Origin of the sequence: Rhizobium mesosinicum, from assembly GCF_019511345.1 — a bacterium.
Classification (GTDB): domain Bacteria; phylum Pseudomonadota; class Alphaproteobacteria; order Rhizobiales; family Rhizobiaceae; genus Rhizobium; species Rhizobium mesosinicum.
The window spans coordinates 409,470-425,386 of sequence record NZ_JAEUAK010000005.1; the positions used below are offsets into that span (position 1 = coordinate 409,470).

The following is a 15,917-nucleotide window of genomic DNA, read 5'->3' on the forward strand; positions in this document are numbered from 1 at the left end:
GTGGGCCGAAATCAACGCGGACTGGACCTAATCACGCTCGCCGCGGATCGGCAAGAGGTACGTGCCGCATTTTGGCTTCGACTTGTCCGAAGGCATGAAAAATGCGCCCATCCTTCCGAATGGGCGCACGCATAAAACTATCATCAGAACGGAGAATCCGGGAAGTAGAAGTCCTTGGCGTTGTCCTTGGTGACGAGCGTTGCGTCCAGGATGTAGTTGCCGTGAACCGGAACCTGGTCGTAGAGCGCAGCAGCGGTCAATTCCATGGCCGTACCGACCATTGCCGGCGGATAGAGAACATCGACCGGGATCAGCTTGTCGCCATCCATGACCTTCTTGACCATGTCCTTGGAGCCTGCGCCGGCGACGACATACTGAATGTCGGTGCGCTTGGCCTGCTCGATGGCCTGCAGAACGCCGACGGCCATGTCGTCATCCTGGCACCATACGACGTCGATCTTCGGATATTTCGTCAGATAGTCCTGCATGACCTTGAAGGCATCGTCACGGTTCCAGTTGCCATACTGGCGGTCCAGAACCTTGACCTTGGAGCCGGCAATACCCTTGTCGAAACCGTCCTGGCGCTGCTGATCGATCGGGATCGGCAGACCGCGGATGACGACGACCTGAGCTTCCGGCGTCTTTTCGGCAATGTACTTGCCGGCGACTTCGCCGAGCGCCGGGTTGTTGCCGGCAACGTAGAGGTCACGCACGGAATTATCGTTGTTCGACGGCGCGCGATCGACGAGTGCCACGAACTTGCCCTTGCCTTTGACTTCCTTGATGGCGTTGACCAGCGGATCCGGATCCGACGGCAGGATAACGAGGGCGTCGATGCCCTGCGTATCGAGATCCTGCACGGCGTTTGCCTGCGTTGCGGCATCCGGCGAGGTCTTGACGATGACGTTCAGGCCCGGATGTTCGGCCATCAGCTTCTTGGCAATGCGCTCGGCGTGAAACACCACACCCGACGTCCAGCCGTGGTCGGCGGCCGGAATGGACACGCCGATCGTGTAATTCTTGTCCTGGGCGTAGGCTGCGCCGGCAAAAGCCACCCCCGCAACAGCCAGACCCAACATGAGCTTGCGCATGTTATTTCCTCCCAAAAATATCAGGGACTTATTCAATCCGGGCCGGGTGCCCTGGATAACCCGGCCAATCCGAGAAGCGGGCCTGTTTTACGATTTGCGTACCAGCGACCGCTGCACCAGCATGGCGATGATGATGATCGCGCCCTGGATCGCGCCGATGAGATATTCGCTGATGAAGTTCGAAAGCAGCATGATGTTGCCGACGAGCTCGAGAATGAAGGCGCCGCAGATCGTGCCCCAGACGCGGCCCGCACCACCCTTCAGGGCCGTGCCGCCGACAACGACAGCAGTGATCGCCTGCAGCTCCCACAGGATGCCCGTGGTTGCCGAGGTCGAGCCGAGACGCGGCACATAGAGCAACACGGCGATCGCCACGCAGAGCCCCTGGATGACGAAGGCGATGGTGCGTACCCGGTTGACCGCAATGCCGGAATAGCGAGCAACATCGCTGTTCGAACCGACAGCCACGACATGGCGGCCATAGCGCGTGCGGTAGAGAATGAAAGCCGCAATGGCAGTGACGACAAGGATAACGACGATCGGCACGGGAATGCCGAGGATACTGCCGAAATAGGCTGGGCGGTAAAGCGTCTGAATATCGGCCGAGCGTAGCGTGATCGCACCACCCTGCGACAGCCATGTCGTCAGACCGCGATAGATGCCCATCGTGCCGAGCGTGGCGATGAAGGGCTCGATCTTGCCGACCGTCGTGATGAGGCCGTTTGCGAGACCGCAAAGCGCACCGGCAACCACGGCGAAGGCGACGGCAGCGGTCAGCATCAACACCGGATCGGCAATGACGCCGGAATTGATAAGCAGGATCATCAGGCTCGCGACGAAGGCCACCATAGAACCCACGGAAAGGTCGAGGTCGCCTGCCGAGATCACGAAAGTTGCACCGACGGCGATGATGGCAATGAAGGCGCAGCGCGTTGCGACATTTGTAAGATTGGTGATCCCGATGAAGTTCGGATTGACCAGTGCGCCGACGATGAGGAGCAAGGCCAGTGCGGCAAAAGGGGCAACCGCGCGCAGATCGACGTCACGCCAGGATCTGCGCCGGATCTCCCTGGTCTCCTCGTTAACACTCATGTCCAAAACCAACCTCCCGTCCCATGACTGCTGGGCATCTTGTTTGTCTCGCGCGCGGTCCGCTCGCGTCGCGCCTCGCCGGCATCAGGCGGCCGCCTGACGCTTCAGCCCCGCGGCGTAACGCATGATTTCCTGTTCGGAAATTTCATCCCCTTCGAGGATGCCGACGATGCGACCTTCGCGCATCACCGCAACCCGCGTGCAGAGCCCGATGACTTCAGGCATTTCTGAGGACACGACGATGATCGACCGCCCGTCGCGTGCGAGCGCCGAGATGAAATGATAGATCTGCTGTTTGGTGCCGACATCGATGCCGCGCGTCGGCTCGTCGATGATGATGATCTGCGGCTCGGTTTCCATGACCTTGGCGAGCAGCAGCTTCTGCTGGTTACCACCAGACATGCGCCCAGCAACGATATTGCCGTCGCGCACGCGGATGTCGAAACGCCGCCTGGCCTTGGCAAGCGCTGCCGCTTCGCTGCTGGGGCTGAGATAACCGTGGCTGACATGGCGTTCGAGCGATTGCAGCGTCAGGTTGGCGATCATGCCCGAACCGAGCAGCAGCCCCTTCGACTTGCGGTCCTTGGTCATATAGGCAAGGCCGGCGCGATTAGCCGCGCGAGCATCGCCCGAAGAGACGTGTTCGCCGTGGATAACGACCTCGCCCGACAGCCGCGAGCGCAGACCGGCGATCGCTTCCATCAGCTCCGTACGGCCCGAACCGATCAGACCGGAAAATCCGATCACCTCGCCCTTGCGCACATCGAAGCTCGCATCATGCACATAGCCGGTAGACACAGAACTAACGCGAAGCACGACTTCCTCGTCGACATTGGGTTCGACTTTGGCGGGATAGAGGCTGGAAAGCTCGCGGCCGACCATGAGCTGCGCGATGGATTCGCCGTCCAGCATAGCGGTTGGCGCCGTCTTCACCCACTGGCCATCACGCAGGACGGTGACCGTGTCGGTCAGCTCCATGACCTCGTCGAGCTTATGGGAAACGAAGACGAAACTGGTGCCCTGATCGCGCAGTTTACGCACCTGCTTAAAAAGCATGTTGGTTTCCTCGCGCGACAACACCGCCGTCGGCTCGTCCATAAAGACTACGCGCGCATCGCGGCTGATCGCCTTGGCAATCTCGACCATCTGCTTATCGGCAATGGAAAGCGAGCTGATCATCGCATTTTCGTCGACATGCGAACCGAGCAAGTCGAGTACCCGGCGCGTTTCCGCCCGCATATATTTGCGGTCGAGCACACCGAAATGCGTGACCTCGCGGCCGAGAAACAGGCTCTCGGTCACTGTCAGATGTTCGGCAAGATTGAACTCCTGATGGATGATGACGATCCCGAGCGCCTCGGCCGCACCGTTCGGCGGCAGCACTACCGGCTTGCCGTCGAGCAGGATTTCACCGGAGGTCGGCTGCTCGAAGCCGGAGAGAATCTTGACGAGGGTGGATTTACCGGCGCCGTTTTCACCCATCAGCGCATGGATTTCACCGGCGCGAAGATCGAAGTTGACGCTGAAAAGAACCTGCACGCCGCTGAAAGATTTGCAAATGCGCCTGGCGGACAACACCACCGGTGCAGCCTCTGCGGTATCCACGGTCATGATTTCCTCCTGCGGCTCCCATCCGCTTATGCAGCGCATATGTAAACCTTTACATCAGCCATGTAAAGGTTTACATGATGGATTTACACAGACTTCTTGGCAGTCGCCTTTGACCTCCCGGCAAGTCTGTGTAGTGTGCGGCGAAGACAGCCCAAGGCAGAGCCCCCGTGTCGAATTCCACGCCCGCAACCATCGAAGACGTCGCCCGGATCGCCGAGGTTTCCATCGCGACGGTTTCGCGGGCAATTCACATGCCCGAAAAGGTGGCCAATTCCACGCGCCTGAAGGTCAACCAGGCGATCGCCATCACTGGCTATACGACGAATGCCATGGCGCGCAGCTTGCGGCTTGGTCGTTCCAACATGATCCTGGTCGTAGCGCCCGATATCGGCGATCCCAACTTCTCCAATATCCTGATCGGCCTGGAGAATGAGGCGCGTGCCCACGGCTACGGGGTGCTGATCGGCCATACCCAGAATGATGCGCAGCGCGGCCTGGAATATCTGAAATTCTTCAATTCGAACCAGGCTGCCGGCCTTATCCTCTTTACCGGCATACTGCCTTTCGGCCATCAGATGGTGACGGCGCAGCTGCCGCCGAGCGTCGGCGTCTTCGAACCCGTCTTCAACGGTGGCATCCCCTATGTCGGCGTCGACGATATGGAGGGCGCCAGGAAGGCCGTCGATCTGCTTCTGGCGGAGGGACACCGAAAGATCGCCTTCATCGGCGATTCCCGCACGCGCCTTGCCTACAACCGCCGCCGGCAAGGCTATGATGCCGGCCTGGACGCCGCCGGCGTGCCGAAAGACACGCGTATCGTGCTGGAAGGCGATGGCACGATCGAGAGCGGCCGCCATGCCGTGGAGCAGCTTTTCATGCGCGACACACTGCCGACCGCCTTCATGTGCGTCAACGACCAGACGGCGATCGGCGTCATGATCGGCCTCAACGCCCGCAGCTACAATATCCCGCAGGATTTCTCCGTCACCGGTTTCGATGACGTGCCGCAGGCGGTCTTCATGAGCCCCTCGCTGACGACGATCCGCCAGCCGCGCACTGCGATCGGCAAACAAGCCATGGCGCTGCTCCTGGAACTTCTTTCCGACGGCCGCCCCGCCGAAACTGAGATCCTGTTGCGGCCGGACCTCGTCGTGCGCAATTCGGTGTCGGCGCCGCCGCGCAACTGGCAGAAGCGATAGCATCGAACCCTCGACGAACCATCCGCCATTGCCTGATCTCCGCCCCGTTCTAGTTTGCCGACAGAATCCTCTGCGCAGACGGGACAACCGAGATGACACGGAACGAACTGGCCGACAGATACCGAAGCTACATCGCTTGCTTGAACGAACAGGACTGGGCAAATTTGGGAAATTTCGTCCACGACGAGGTTCGCTACAATGGCAAGCACATCGGCCTCCTCGGCTATCGGAAAATGCTGGAAGGTGATTTTCGCGCCATTCCCGATCTCTTCTTTGACATCCAGCTGCTGATCTGCGAGCCGCCGCATGTGGCAAGCCGTTTACAGTTTGATTGCACACCAAAGGGTGAACTTTTCGGTCTTCCTATCAACGGCAGGAGAGTGCAGTTCGCCGAAAACGTCTTCTACGAGTTTCTGGATAGAAAGATCGAGAGCGTCTGGTCGATCATAGACAAGGCAGCCATCGAGACCCAGCTTTGAAGCGAAGAGCTTCCTCTCCGATTATGCGATCCGCTTGAACGTACTGAACTGAAATCTCTGCACACTGCCCCATGGGGTCGCATGATCGTGCCGACGGCTGTCGAGCAGCTCGAAACCTGGCCCGAGGATCTCTGCCAGACTTTCGGAGCTATGGCGCGCAACCGGCAAGCCGCTGCACTTGTCCGGCCCATCGAGGGCAAAAGTCCCCATGATCAGATGCCCGCCCATTTTCAACGCACGTTTCAGCCGCTCGATATAGGCTGCTCGCTGAGCCGCATCGACCAGGAAATGAAAGGCTGCTCGATCGTGCCAGACATCATAGGTCTGTGGTGGCTCCCAAAGTGTGGCATCATCAACGATCCACTTGACCTCCTCACCTTTGGCGCCAAGACGCTTTCGCGCCGTCTCCAGCGCGGCTGCTGAGAGATCGAGCACCGTGAGGTCGCCGAACCCTTCGGCAAGAAGGCTGTCGACCAGCCTTGAAGCTCCGCCACCCACATCGACGATGGCGTCGGATTGTTTTGCCCTAACGAGATGGATCAGTTCGAGAGAAGGCGCCGGGCTTTCCTGAAACCAGCTGACATCGGTCTCGCTCTTGGTCGAATAGACATTTTCCCAATGCAGCTTGCGATCGTCAGTCATGAAACGCTCCAAACGTTTTCTCCACCGCTCGTGATGGCATGCCAGATTTCCGACGGCCCGACCAGCACAACTGGCCGTCCCCCGGCTCCGCACAACGAAAAAGCCGGGAGGCTTTCGCTCCCCGGCTTTCAAAAAGATCAGACCGGCAATCAAACGTAGCGGTTGACGATGTTTTCGAGCAGTTCCTGCTTGCCGGACTTCGGCTGCGGATTGATATCCTCGCTTTCGACCCACTGCGTGATTTCTTCCAGCGAATATTCGCCGCGGAAGAGCTTCTGTCCTTCAGCCGAATTCCAGCCGGCATAGCGGTCTGCGAGCGGCTGGGAGAGTGCCTTGTCCTCGATCATCTTGGCGGCAGCCTTGAGGCCGCGGGCGCAGCAATCCATGCCGCCGATATGGCCGATCAGCAGGTCTGCCGGGTCGAGCGACTGACGGCGCAGCTTCGAATCGAAGTTGGTACCGCCCGTCTTGAAGCCGCCGCCCGCCAGAACGTAGTAGTAGGCCAGAGCCATTTCCGGAACGTTGTTCGGGAACTGGTCCGTATCCCAGCCGGACTGGTAATCGTTGCGGTTCATGTCGATCGAGCCGAAGATACCGAGCGCGTTGGCAAGCGCCAGCTCGTGCTCGAAGGAGTGGCCGGCAAGGATCGCGTGGCCCTGCTCGATGTTGAGCTTCACTTCGTTTTCGAGGCCGTGCTTCTTGAGGAAGCCATAGACCGTCGCAACGTCGTAGTCGTACTGGTGCTTGGTCGGCTCCTGCGGCTTCGGCTCGATGAGGATCGTGCCCTTGTAGCCGATCTTGTGCTTGTATTCGACAACGAGGTTGAGGAAGCGGCCGAGCTGGTCGAGCTCGCGGCCGATATCGGTGTTGAGCAGGGTTTCATAGCCTTCGCGGCCACCCCACAGAACGTAGTTTTCGCCGCCGAGCTTCTGCGTGGCGTCGATGCAGGTCTTGACCGTCGCGGCAGCGAAAGCGAAGACATCCGGATCCGGGTTGGTCGCAGCACCCGACATGTAGCGACGATTCGAGAAGAGGTTCGCCGTGCCCCAGAGCAGCTTGGTGCCGGTGGCGGCCTGCTTTTCAGCGAAATAGTCGACGATCTCGTTCAGGTTCCTGGTGTTTTCGGCAAAGTTCTTGCCTTCCGGGCGCACGTCGGCGTCATGGAAGCAGTAGTAGGGCGCGCCAAGCAACGAGAAGAATTCGAAGGCGACGTCAGCCTTGAGCTTGGCAGCCTTCATCGTGTCTTCGAACCATGGACGCAGGAAGGTCTGACCGCCGAAGGGGTCGCCGCCCGGCCAGGTGAAGGTGTGCCAATAGGCAACCGCGAAGCGCAGATGGTCTTCCATGCGCTTGCCGAGAACGATCTCGTCCGGCTGGTAGTGGCGGAAGGCCAGCGGGTTGGTGCTTTCAGGCCCTTCGTACTTCACTTTCTGGATGTCGCCGAAAAATCCGGTGCTCATTTGGGTTCTCCTTGGGTTTGTCGTTCAGTTTTATCGTCAATGCCGTGCGCGCCCCTCATCCGACCCTTCGGGCCACCTTCTTCCCCGAGGGAGAAGGGCATGAGACAGCGCCACGAGTCTCTTCTCCCCAGCGGGGAGAGGTGCCGGCAGGCGGATGAGGGGCCGCCGGCTGCAGTTCTCAATGCACCAGCGACTTGATCGCCGGGTAGACAGAGCGGTAGCGCTTGTAGGCATCTTCATAGGCGCTGCTCAGCGCAGCGACAGGCTCGATCGTGCCGGCCGTTACCGGCGGCGCGCAGACGGCCACCGGATCGGCACCCGTTGCAGCAATGAGGCCAAGGCGGGCGGCACCGAAGGCAGCGCCGAAATCGCCATCCGCCGGTAAATCGACCGGAACGCCGAGCGCAGTCGCGATAGAGGCCAGCCAGTAGCGCGACCGCGAACCGCCGCCGATCGCCGTGACACGGGAAATATCCGTGCCGGCCGAACGCAATGCTTCCAGATTGTCGCGGATCGCGAAGGAGACGCCTTCAAGCACTGCCTGCGTCAGCACCGCACGGCTGCTTTCGTGCTCAAGGCCGATAAAGGCGCCGCGGATGACCGCGTCATTGTGCGGCGTGCGCTCGCCCGAGAGGTAAGGAAGGAAGGTGACACCGCTCGGCGCCTTCAGGCTTTCGCCGAGTTCGCCGGTGAGATCGGCGGCCGACTTGCCGGTGACGGAAGAATGCCAGTTGAGGGCGTCGGTGGCCGACAGGATGACGCCCATCTGATGCCAGGTATTCGGCAGCGCGTGGCAGAAGGCATGCACGGCGCTTTCCGGCTTCGGCAGGTAGGCGGCGTTGGCGGCAAAGAGAACGCCTGACGTACCGAGCGAAACGAAGGCAGCGCCATCGCTCACCGTGCCCATGCCGCAGGCCGAAGCCGCGTTGTCACCAGCACCGCCGGCAACGACGACATCGCCGGAAATGCCCCAGGCGGAGGCGAGCTCGGCGCGCAGCTTGCCGCCTTGCTCCGTGCCCTCGACAAGCGTCGGCATCTGCTTCTCATCGAGATTGGTCGCCGCCAGAAGCTCCGACGACCAGGCGCGCTTGCCGGTATCGAGCCAGGACGTGCCGGCCGAGTCGGACATTTCCGAGATGTGCTCGCCGGTCAGCCAGAGGCGCAGATAATCCTTCGGCAGCAGAACCTTGGCGACCTTGGCGAATATCTCCGGCTCGTTCTTGGCGACCCAAGCAAGCTTCGGCGCGGTGAAGCCGGGGAAAACGATATTGCCGGTCAGCTTGCGGAAGCGCGGATCGGCATCGAGGGCCGCAGCCTCGATATGGGAGCGCGTGTCGTTCCACAGGATGCAGGGACGCAGCACCTTATCGGAGGCGTCGAGCAGAGTCGCGCCGTGCATCTGACCGGAGAGGCCGATACCCTTGACGGCGGCAAGCTCCTTTGGATGTTTGGCTTTGAGACCGGTAACAGCCTCTTCGGTAGCGCGGATCCAATGGGCCGGTTCCTGCTCGGACCAGCCGGAATGCGGACGCGAGACGTCGAGCGAACCATTGGCCGAGCCGATGATCCTCTGATCACCGTCGATCAGCATTGCCTTGACGCCCGAAGTTCCGAGATCGAGACCCAGATACATATGGTATTTCTCCCTTTGCCGTTACGGCAGATTGTCTTTCAGGAATATGTCGAGACGGATGCGCTCCTGCGCGTCGATGACCGCAAGCCCGTCCGCCTTTGCCTTGAGAACACGGATCGCGCTGCGTACCTCGTGGCCGGCATCCTGATTGAGGATTGCGTCGATAGTGCCGTCGAGAAGGGCAGCCCGCGTATGGACCGTCAATTCATGGGCAATCACCGTCAGTGTCCTGTCGACAGCCTTTTCCTTTAGCGCCCGGACCAGACCACGATTACCGGCACCGAGGCTGTAAATGCCGATGATGCCGTCGTTCTTCCCAAGCGCATCGGCAATCAGCATGTGTGCGACTTCAGGATCGTCCCGGCCTTCAAGAACTGATAACAGGTGCAGCGCCGGAAACTCTTGGGCCATGACGGCTGTAAAGCCCTCCAGGCGTTCGCGATGGTCGCGTACCAGCATGGAGCCGGCCAGAATGGCAATCTCGCCCTGGGCGCCGCCGAGGAAACGTCCGAGCAGACGCGCAGCGGTGCGCCCTGCCGCAATATTGTCGACGCCGGCATAGTGGTGGCGCAGCGACCCCGTCAGATCGGAAACGAGCGTGACGACCGGAATGCCATCTTTTACCAACCGGTCGACGGCGGCGCGCACATCCGGCGCATCGGTCGCGACAAGCGCGACACCTGAAGGCTTTTCGGTAGCGACTGTTTCCAGCTCACGCACCAGTGCTTGCGGATCGAAAGCAGGCACTTCGACAATACGGATATCTGTACGCTCGGCAGCCGAGCGCGCCATCGCTGCGCGGATTTCGGCATTCAGGCCATGCATGAAGGAATTGTCGCTGGCGGGCAGGATGAAAGTCAGCGGATAAACGCGGCTTTTGGCAAGGTTTGCGGCGGCCACATCGCGCACATAGCCGAGATCGCGGATCGCAGCCTCCACCTTCTCCCGCGTTACATGGCGTACGCCCGGCCGCTGGTTCAGAACCCGGTCTACAGTAGCAAGACTGACGCCCGCCGCAGCGGCGATATCATGAACGGTTGGCCTCATCACTCCTCCTGGAAGAGACCATTAGCGCCAAATCTGATGTACGTAAATCAAAAAATAGCGTGAGGTGGCAAACACGTGTTGAAAGGGAACAGACATACATGCAGAAAGACAAAAAGGCCCTCCGAAGAGGGCCTTTCTTGCAATGACGGCCGGAGGTCAGTGGCCGCCACCGCCTCCCCCGCCGCCTTGCGGCGCGGGTTTCTTGATCATGACGACACCGAGGATCATCGCCAGGAAAAGCACCGTCAGCATCAGGAAAATGTCGCTGAAGGAAAGGATCATTGCCTGCTTTGTCGCAAGTCCGACCATCTGCTTGACCGCGACGTTAGCCCCGTCCAGACCCCAGTTGTTAAAGTTGGCGGTCATGTTGTTCATCTGGTCGATCGCTGCCGTGTTGCCCCAATGGACGCTTTCACGCAGACGCTCGTAATGCACGTCCTGGCGGCTCGTCAGCACGGTGTTGATGATGGCAAGGCCAACAGCGCCGCCGAGGTTACGTGTCAGGTTGAAGAGACCCGACGCCCCGCGGATGCGCTGCGGCGGAAGGGTGCCGAGCGCGATGTTATTGATCGGCACCATGCACATCATCAGGCCAAAGCCGCGCAGGATCTGCGGGATAAAGAGCTCGTAGAAGTCCCAGTCCTGCGTCAGATGCGTCATGATAAAGGTGCCCGCCGCGAAACTGACGAAGCCAATCGCCATCATGACGCGCAGGTCGAGTTTCGTCGACAGCCGACCGGCAATCGGCGCGGTGAAGAACATCGCAAGGCCCGAGACGAACATCGTCTCGCCGATCATCTGCGAATCGTACCCGCGGATGCGGCCGAGATAGACCGGGTAGATATAAGTGAGGCCATAAAGGCCGATGCCCATGACGAAGGAGAAGATCGACCCGAAGGAAAAATTACGGTTCGAGAAAGCCGTCAGATCGACGACAGGGAATTCCACGGTGAAGGCCCGATAGAAGAAGACGATACAGGCGACGGCCGATGCAACGGCACCCATGACGATGTAGTTGTCGTTGAACCAGTCGTTGGAATTGCCTTCTTCCAGCACATATTCCAGCGCGCCGAGAAAGATACCCATGGCAATCAGCCCGGACCAGTCGAACTTCTTGAAGAGCGACAGTTCCGGCTTGTCGAAATCGATGAAATTCCAGGTTACGAGCGTGACGATGATACCGGGAACGATATTGACCAGGAACAGCCAGTGCCACGAGAAGGCGTGGCTGAGATACCCCCCGACCGTCGGGCCGATGGTCGGCGCCAACGTGGCGATGAGGCCGATAATCGGCGAGACGATGGCGCGCTTTGACGGCGGGAAGATCGTAAAGGCGGCAGCAAAGACCGAGGGGATCATTCCGCCGCCGATGAAGCCCTGGAGGACGCGGTAGACGATCATCTGGTCGATATTCGTCGCCGTCGCTGCAAGCGCGCTCGAGATGGTGAAGCCCGCCGCCGAGATCGCAAAAAGGTAACGTGTCGAGATGATGCGCGCGAGCGTGCCCGACAGCGGGATCATGATGACTTCCGCGATCAGATAGGCTGTCTGCACCCAGCCGATCTCATCAGTACCGGCAGAAAGGCCGGCCTGGATTTCGGCAAGCGAAGCGGAGACGATCTGGATGTCGAGGATCGACATGAACATGCCGAGCACCATCGCAAAGAAGGCGATGAGCTTCTTCGGATCCATGCGATCGGCGGCATGCGCAGGTGCTGCCGGGATCGAACCTGCCGTTGCTGTCGCGCTCCCGGCCATGGGACTACCTCCGCCCTAAGGGCTTGACTTACTTCACCGGTGCCGTGCGGGTATCGACGTCGACGACAACACTGAGACCGGCGCGCAGGCGGCCGCTATCAAGCGCATCCTGCGGCAGGGCGATGCGAACCGGCACGCGCTGAATGATCTTGGTGAAGTTGCCGGTCGCATTCTCCGGAGGCAGCATCGAGAAGACCGAGCCGGAAGCCGGCGAGATCGATTCGACAGTGCCGACGACAGGATAATCGCTGTAGGCATCGACATGGACGTTCACCTTCGACCCGGCAACGAGATGCTGGATCTGCGTCTCCTTGAAGTTGGCGTCGATATAGAGCTGGCGGGTCGGCACGAGTGCCATCAGCCGCTGGCCGGGCGAAACGAGATCGCCTTCCTGAACCGAACGATTGCCGACGACGCCATCATAGGGCGCCTTCAGCACCGTGAAGGAAAGGTCGCGGGCGGCCTTGTCGCGCTGGATTTCCAGTGTGCGCACCGAACCCTCGGCTTCCTTGCGCTGGGCTTCGAGGATGGCGATATTGGCCTGGGCAGCAACGATATTGGCATCGCCGCCGGCAAGGTTTGCCTTCGCCTGATCGAGAGCCGTATTGGCATCATCGAGATCTGCAGTGGTGCCGACCGACTTCGCCTGCAGATCGCTCTGGCGCTTCTGCTTGATCTCTGCGCCGCGCACGGTGGCTTCGAGGGCAGCCTTCTGGGCTTGGGCCTGCACGAGACTTGCCTTGGCGCCTTCGATCTGCGCATCGATGCGGCTGAGCGACAGCTGCTCGGTTTCGATCTGAGCATTGGCCTGGTCGAGGGCGTTCTGGTAGTCGCCATTATCAAGGGTAGCGAGAACGTCGCCTGCCTTTACTTCCTGGTTGGCGACAACATTCACCTTCGCGACGTAGCCGGTGACCTTCGGCGAGATCGTCGCGATATCGCCCTCGATATAGGCGTCGTCGGTCGACACCAGGAAGCGGCCATTCGTCCACCATTCATAGCCGTACCAGCCGGCGCCGGCCAGAAGCGCCAGCACGACGACGGGCAGCACGAAGCTCCGGCGCTTCTTCGGAGCAGCGGCGACCGGAGCGACAGCAGGCGCCGACTGCGCAGGAGCCGTCTGCGGTGCCTCGGCCTTCAGGGCTTCAGCGGGAGCTGCAGCTTCCGCTTTTACCTCTTCCGCGCCGGCGTTTTCGCTGACGATGCGTGCGACGTTGCTTTTCTGGTTTGTCGACATGGAGAGGCTACCGATCTGGAGTAAAATAATCGAACTGAACGGTTCGGTTCAGTTGACATAAAGGGTTTTTAACTTCATATCAAGATGCATAGAACCAATCGGTTCGATTTCTTTGAACGAAGACACGAATTCGCCAAGACGGTTAAGGAGACATGACACTGAAGCCCGAGGACATCGCCGTATTCAGCCCACCCAACCCGGGAGGCCGCTTTGCTGCGGGCGAGGATCCTGCCAAGCGCCAGCAGATTCTTGATGGTGCCCGGCGCGTGTTCATGAAAATGGGCTTCGATGCGGCCAGCATGAACGATGTGACCCGGGAGGCCGGCGTTTCCAAGGGAACGCTCTATGTCTACTTCGCCAATAAGGAGGAACTCTTCCACGCCATGGTCGAGAGCGAGCGCGCCGCCTTTGTTGCGGCCGTGCGCACGGTCCTTGCCGAGCATGACGATGTCGAGGCCGGCCTGTACGAATTCGGAATAACCTTCGTCACCCACATGACTGAAGACAAGGTCATTGATGCCATGCGCACCGTGCTCGGCGTACGAGAGCGCATGCCCCTTCTCTGCCAACGCTTCTTCAAAGGGCCGCAGAACCTTCGCACCATCATGCACGACTTCCTGGAGCGGCATGTGCGGGCCGGTACTCTGAAGATCGACGATATCGATCTCGCCGCCGGACAGTTCCTCGATCTTGCGAGTGGCAGCTTCTTCAAGCTGCGCCTGTTCGGCAATATGGAAGACCCCCCGCCCCGCAACGAGATTGAACGCGTCATCCGCGGCGCGATCTATGTCTTCATGGCCGCCTATGGCGTGCACAAACACGAGCCCGCCTGATCCTCATCTCTATGCCAATTGGTTTTCTGCCGGATTTGCGCAATAGCGATCAAATCCGGCCGCCGTATTTCCGCTAGGACTGAGACGGCAACCAAGGGAGAAGAGATGAGCGCCATCGGACGGGCGATATGGTTCATCGAGAGCCATTTCGAAACCGATACAAGCCTCGACGAGATCGCGGACGCCGCCGGATTATCGCGGTATCATCTGTCGCGCGTGTTCGGTCTGGTGACCGGCCATTCGATCAGCGGTTATATCCGCGCACGGCGTCTGAGTGGCGCCGCGCTGTCTCTCATCTCAGGCTCATCCAACATTCTCGAAGTTGCCCTCGGCGCGGGCTACGGCTCGCACGAGGCTTTCACCCGGGCCTTCCGCGACCAGTTCGGCATGACACCGGAAGCGGTGCGGCGACAAGGGCACATTCGCAATCTCGCTTTAATGGAGCCTATCAGGATGAAAACCGCAAACCTTACCGATCTCGAACCGCCGCGTTTCGAAACGCTGCAGCCTATGCTTTTCGCCGGCCTCCAGGAAACCTACGCCTACGGCGGCAACGCCGCGATCCCCTCGCTCTGGCAGAAGTTCAACCAGCATTTCGGCCATATCCCCAACCAGAAGGGCAATATCGCCTACGGGATCTGCACGCATATCGACGGCGAAAACGAGAAATTCCGTTACATGGCAGCCGTCGAAGTATCCGATGCTGACGAGCTGCCGGATGGCTTTGCAACACTGAAGCTGCCGGCCCAGCGCTACGCCGTCTTCTCCCACCGCGGTCATGTCTCAGGCATCCCCGCCACAATGGATCTGATCTTCGGCAACTGGTGGCCGACCTCGGGCCTCGAACATGGCAGCGTGCCCGACATGTTCGAACGTTACGATAACCGCTTCGATCCTCATACGGGAATGGGGCTGACGGAAATCTGGCTGCCGATCAAGGAATAAAAGCCCGATCATTTTCGTATACCCCTTGCGGCGCTTGCCCGGCAGGTCCGCGACGATAGATTGTCCGCGTCCTTAGGTGACGCAAAGGGGAAATACGCCGATGCAGGATATCATGACGCTCATTCAGGACCCGGCTGCCTGGGTGGCGCTTGTCACGCTCGTGGTGATGGAAGTGGTTCTCGGGATCGACAACCTGATCTTCATCTCCATCCTCACCAACAAGCTGCCGCCCGAGCATCGGGAAAGAGCCCGCAAGACGGGTATCGCCCTTGCTCTCGTCATGCGTCTTGCCCTGCTCGGGACGGTCGCCTGGATCGTTCAGCTTACCGAACCGCTCTTTGAGCTTTTCGGCCACGGCTTCTCCTGGAAGGATCTCATCCTGATCGCCGGCGGTCTCTTCCTCGTCTGGAAGGCCACCAAGGAAATCCATCACAATGTCGATCCGGAGGATCATCAGGAGAATTTTATTGCTGGCAAGACAGGCACGAGCTTCGCCTCGGCGATCGGCCAAATCCTGCTGCTCGATCTCGTCTTCTCGGTGGACAGCATCATCACCGCCGTCGGCATGACGCCGCATCTGCCGATCATGATCATTGCCGTCATTGCCGCTGTCACGGTCATGCTCGTCGCCGCAACGCCGCTCGCCAATTTCATCGAGCGCAACCCGACGATCGTCATGCTGGCCCTCGCCTTCCTGCTGATGATCGGCACGACACTGATCGCCGACGGTATGGGCTTCCACGTGCCGAAGGGCTATGTCTACGCCGCCATGGCCTTCTCGGCCCTCGTCGAGGTGTTGAATATGTTCGCGAGAAACGCGCGCCGGCGAAAGCGCGAGGGCGGCCACTAAGGCCGTCCATCCATCTGAGACCCAATCGTCGCCTCCGCCT

General features: G+C 60.1%; 14 protein-coding genes. 5 read left to right on the forward strand and 9 right to left on the reverse strand.

Going from position 1 to position 15,917, the window contains the following annotated elements; translation table 11 throughout:
• Positions 1–143: 143 nt before the first annotated feature.
• The 3 genes from JNB85_RS16460 to JNB85_RS16470 all read right to left on the reverse strand — a co-directional run bounded on the left by JNB85_RS16460 (position 144) and on the right by JNB85_RS16470 (position 3,794).
• Complete coding sequence (locus tag JNB85_RS16460; protein ID WP_220335398.1) at positions 144–1,091, reverse strand: substrate-binding domain-containing protein; 948 nt, start codon at positions 1,089–1,091, stop codon at positions 144–146.
• A gap of 87 nt (positions 1,092–1,178) precedes the next feature.
• A complete protein-coding gene (locus JNB85_RS16465; protein ID WP_220335399.1) occupies positions 1,179–2,183 on the reverse strand; it encodes an ABC transporter permease in 1,005 nt (334 codons plus the stop codon).
• A gap of 84 nt (positions 2,184–2,267) precedes the next feature.
• On the reverse strand, positions 2,268–3,794 hold the full coding sequence (locus JNB85_RS16470) for a sugar ABC transporter ATP-binding protein (protein ID WP_220335400.1): 1,527 nt from the start codon (positions 3,792–3,794) through the stop codon (positions 2,268–2,270).
• 167 nt (positions 3,795–3,961) lie between these two features.
• On the opposite strand from JNB85_RS16470, the gene JNB85_RS16475 reads away from it, so the two are divergent.
• Both JNB85_RS16475 and JNB85_RS16480 read left to right on the forward strand, forming a co-directional pair.
• Positions 3,962–4,993, forward strand: coding sequence for a LacI family DNA-binding transcriptional regulator (locus tag JNB85_RS16475; protein WP_220335401.1), 1,032 nt, complete (start codon positions 3,962–3,964; stop codon positions 4,991–4,993).
• Between the two features lie 92 nt (positions 4,994–5,085).
• Entirely contained in the window at positions 5,086–5,472 is a 387-nt protein-coding gene (locus JNB85_RS16480) for an ester cyclase (protein WP_220335402.1), read from the forward strand.
• A gap of 21 nt (positions 5,473–5,493) precedes the next feature.
• Here JNB85_RS16480 and JNB85_RS16485 read toward each other — a convergent pair whose 3' ends face one another.
• The 6 genes from JNB85_RS16485 to JNB85_RS16510 form a co-directional block, all read right to left on the reverse strand.
• Positions 5,494–6,114 carry a class I SAM-dependent methyltransferase gene (locus JNB85_RS16485; protein WP_220335403.1) on the reverse strand — a complete coding sequence of 207 codons (621 nt, stop codon included), beginning with the start codon at positions 6,112–6,114 and terminating at the stop codon, positions 5,494–5,496.
• 149 nt (positions 6,115–6,263) lie between these two features.
• The gene (gene xylA / locus JNB85_RS16490) at positions 6,264–7,574 is read right to left on the reverse strand and encodes a xylose isomerase (RefSeq protein ID WP_220335404.1); all 1,311 of its coding nucleotides are present in this window, start codon (positions 7,572–7,574) and stop codon (positions 6,264–6,266) included.
• A gap of 178 nt (positions 7,575–7,752) precedes the next feature.
• Entirely contained in the window at positions 7,753–9,207 is a 1,455-nt protein-coding gene (gene xylB / locus JNB85_RS16495) for a xylulokinase (RefSeq protein ID WP_220335405.1), read from the reverse strand.
• 21 nt (positions 9,208–9,228) lie between these two features.
• Positions 9,229–10,254: a LacI family DNA-binding transcriptional regulator gene (locus tag JNB85_RS16500; RefSeq protein WP_220335406.1), complete on the reverse strand. Its 1,026-nt coding sequence runs from the start codon at positions 10,252–10,254 to the stop codon at positions 9,229–9,231.
• A 156-nt stretch (positions 10,255–10,410) separates the two neighbouring features.
• Positions 10,411–12,012 carry a DHA2 family efflux MFS transporter permease subunit gene (locus tag JNB85_RS16505; RefSeq protein ID WP_220335407.1) on the reverse strand — a complete coding sequence of 534 codons (1,602 nt, stop codon included), beginning with the start codon at positions 12,010–12,012 and terminating at the stop codon, positions 10,411–10,413.
• Positions 12,013–12,040: 28 nt separating this feature from the next.
• Positions 12,041–13,249, reverse strand: coding sequence for an HlyD family secretion protein (locus JNB85_RS16510; protein ID WP_220335408.1), 1,209 nt, complete (start codon positions 13,247–13,249; stop codon positions 12,041–12,043).
• Positions 13,250–13,401: 152 nt separating this feature from the next.
• Between JNB85_RS16510 and JNB85_RS16515 the strand changes: the two genes are divergently transcribed.
• The 3 genes from JNB85_RS16515 (at position 13,402) to JNB85_RS16525 (ending at position 15,877) form a co-directional block, all read left to right on the forward strand.
• Positions 13,402–14,082, forward strand: a complete 681-nt coding sequence (locus tag JNB85_RS16515) for a TetR/AcrR family transcriptional regulator (protein WP_220335409.1) — start codon at positions 13,402–13,404, stop codon at positions 14,080–14,082.
• Positions 14,083–14,187: 105 nt separating this feature from the next.
• Positions 14,188–15,027, forward strand: a complete 840-nt coding sequence (locus tag JNB85_RS16520; RefSeq protein WP_220335410.1) for an AraC family transcriptional regulator — start codon at positions 14,188–14,190, stop codon at positions 15,025–15,027.
• Between the two features lie 100 nt (positions 15,028–15,127).
• On the forward strand, positions 15,128–15,877 hold the full coding sequence (locus JNB85_RS16525) for a TerC family protein (RefSeq protein ID WP_220335411.1): 750 nt from the start codon (positions 15,128–15,130) through the stop codon (positions 15,875–15,877).
• The last annotated feature ends 40 nt before the right edge of the window (positions 15,878–15,917 follow it).

What these genes read in the sequence shown, in the direction of transcription:
- JNB85_RS16460 (WP_220335398.1), bottom strand. Translation starts at nt 1,091, where the DNA reads ATGCGCAAGCTCATGTTGGGTCTGGCTGTTGCGGGGGTGGCTTTTGCC.
- JNB85_RS16525 (WP_220335411.1), top strand. Translation starts at nt 15,128, where the DNA reads ATGCAGGATATCATGACGCTCATTCAGGACCCGGCTGCCTGGGTGGCG.
- JNB85_RS16505 (WP_220335407.1), bottom strand. Translation starts at nt 12,012, where the DNA reads ATGGCCGGGAGCGCGACAGCAACGGCAGGTTCGATCCCGGCAGCACCT.
- JNB85_RS16465 (WP_220335399.1), bottom strand. Translation starts at nt 2,183, where the DNA reads ATGAGTGTTAACGAGGAGACCAGGGAGATCCGGCGCAGATCCTGGCGT.
- JNB85_RS16510 (WP_220335408.1), bottom strand. Translation starts at nt 13,249, where the DNA reads ATGTCGACAAACCAGAAAAGCAACGTCGCACGCATCGTCAGCGAAAAC.
- JNB85_RS16485 (WP_220335403.1), bottom strand. Translation starts at nt 6,114, where the DNA reads ATGACTGACGATCGCAAGCTGCATTGGGAAAATGTCTATTCGACCAAG.
- JNB85_RS16515 (WP_220335409.1), top strand. Translation starts at nt 13,402, where the DNA reads ATGACACTGAAGCCCGAGGACATCGCCGTATTCAGCCCACCCAACCCG.
- xylB (WP_220335405.1), bottom strand. Translation starts at nt 9,207, where the DNA reads ATGTATCTGGGTCTCGATCTCGGAACTTCGGGCGTCAAGGCAATGCTG.
- JNB85_RS16500 (WP_220335406.1), bottom strand. Translation starts at nt 10,254, where the DNA reads ATGAGGCCAACCGTTCATGATATCGCCGCTGCGGCGGGCGTCAGTCTT.
- JNB85_RS16480 (WP_220335402.1), top strand. Translation starts at nt 5,086, where the DNA reads ATGACACGGAACGAACTGGCCGACAGATACCGAAGCTACATCGCTTGC.
- JNB85_RS16520 (WP_220335410.1), top strand. Translation starts at nt 14,188, where the DNA reads ATGAGCGCCATCGGACGGGCGATATGGTTCATCGAGAGCCATTTCGAA.
- xylA (WP_220335404.1), bottom strand. Translation starts at nt 7,574, where the DNA reads ATGAGCACCGGATTTTTCGGCGACATCCAGAAAGTGAAGTACGAAGGG.
- JNB85_RS16470 (WP_220335400.1), bottom strand. Translation starts at nt 3,794, where the DNA reads ATGACCGTGGATACCGCAGAGGCTGCACCGGTGGTGTTGTCCGCCAGG.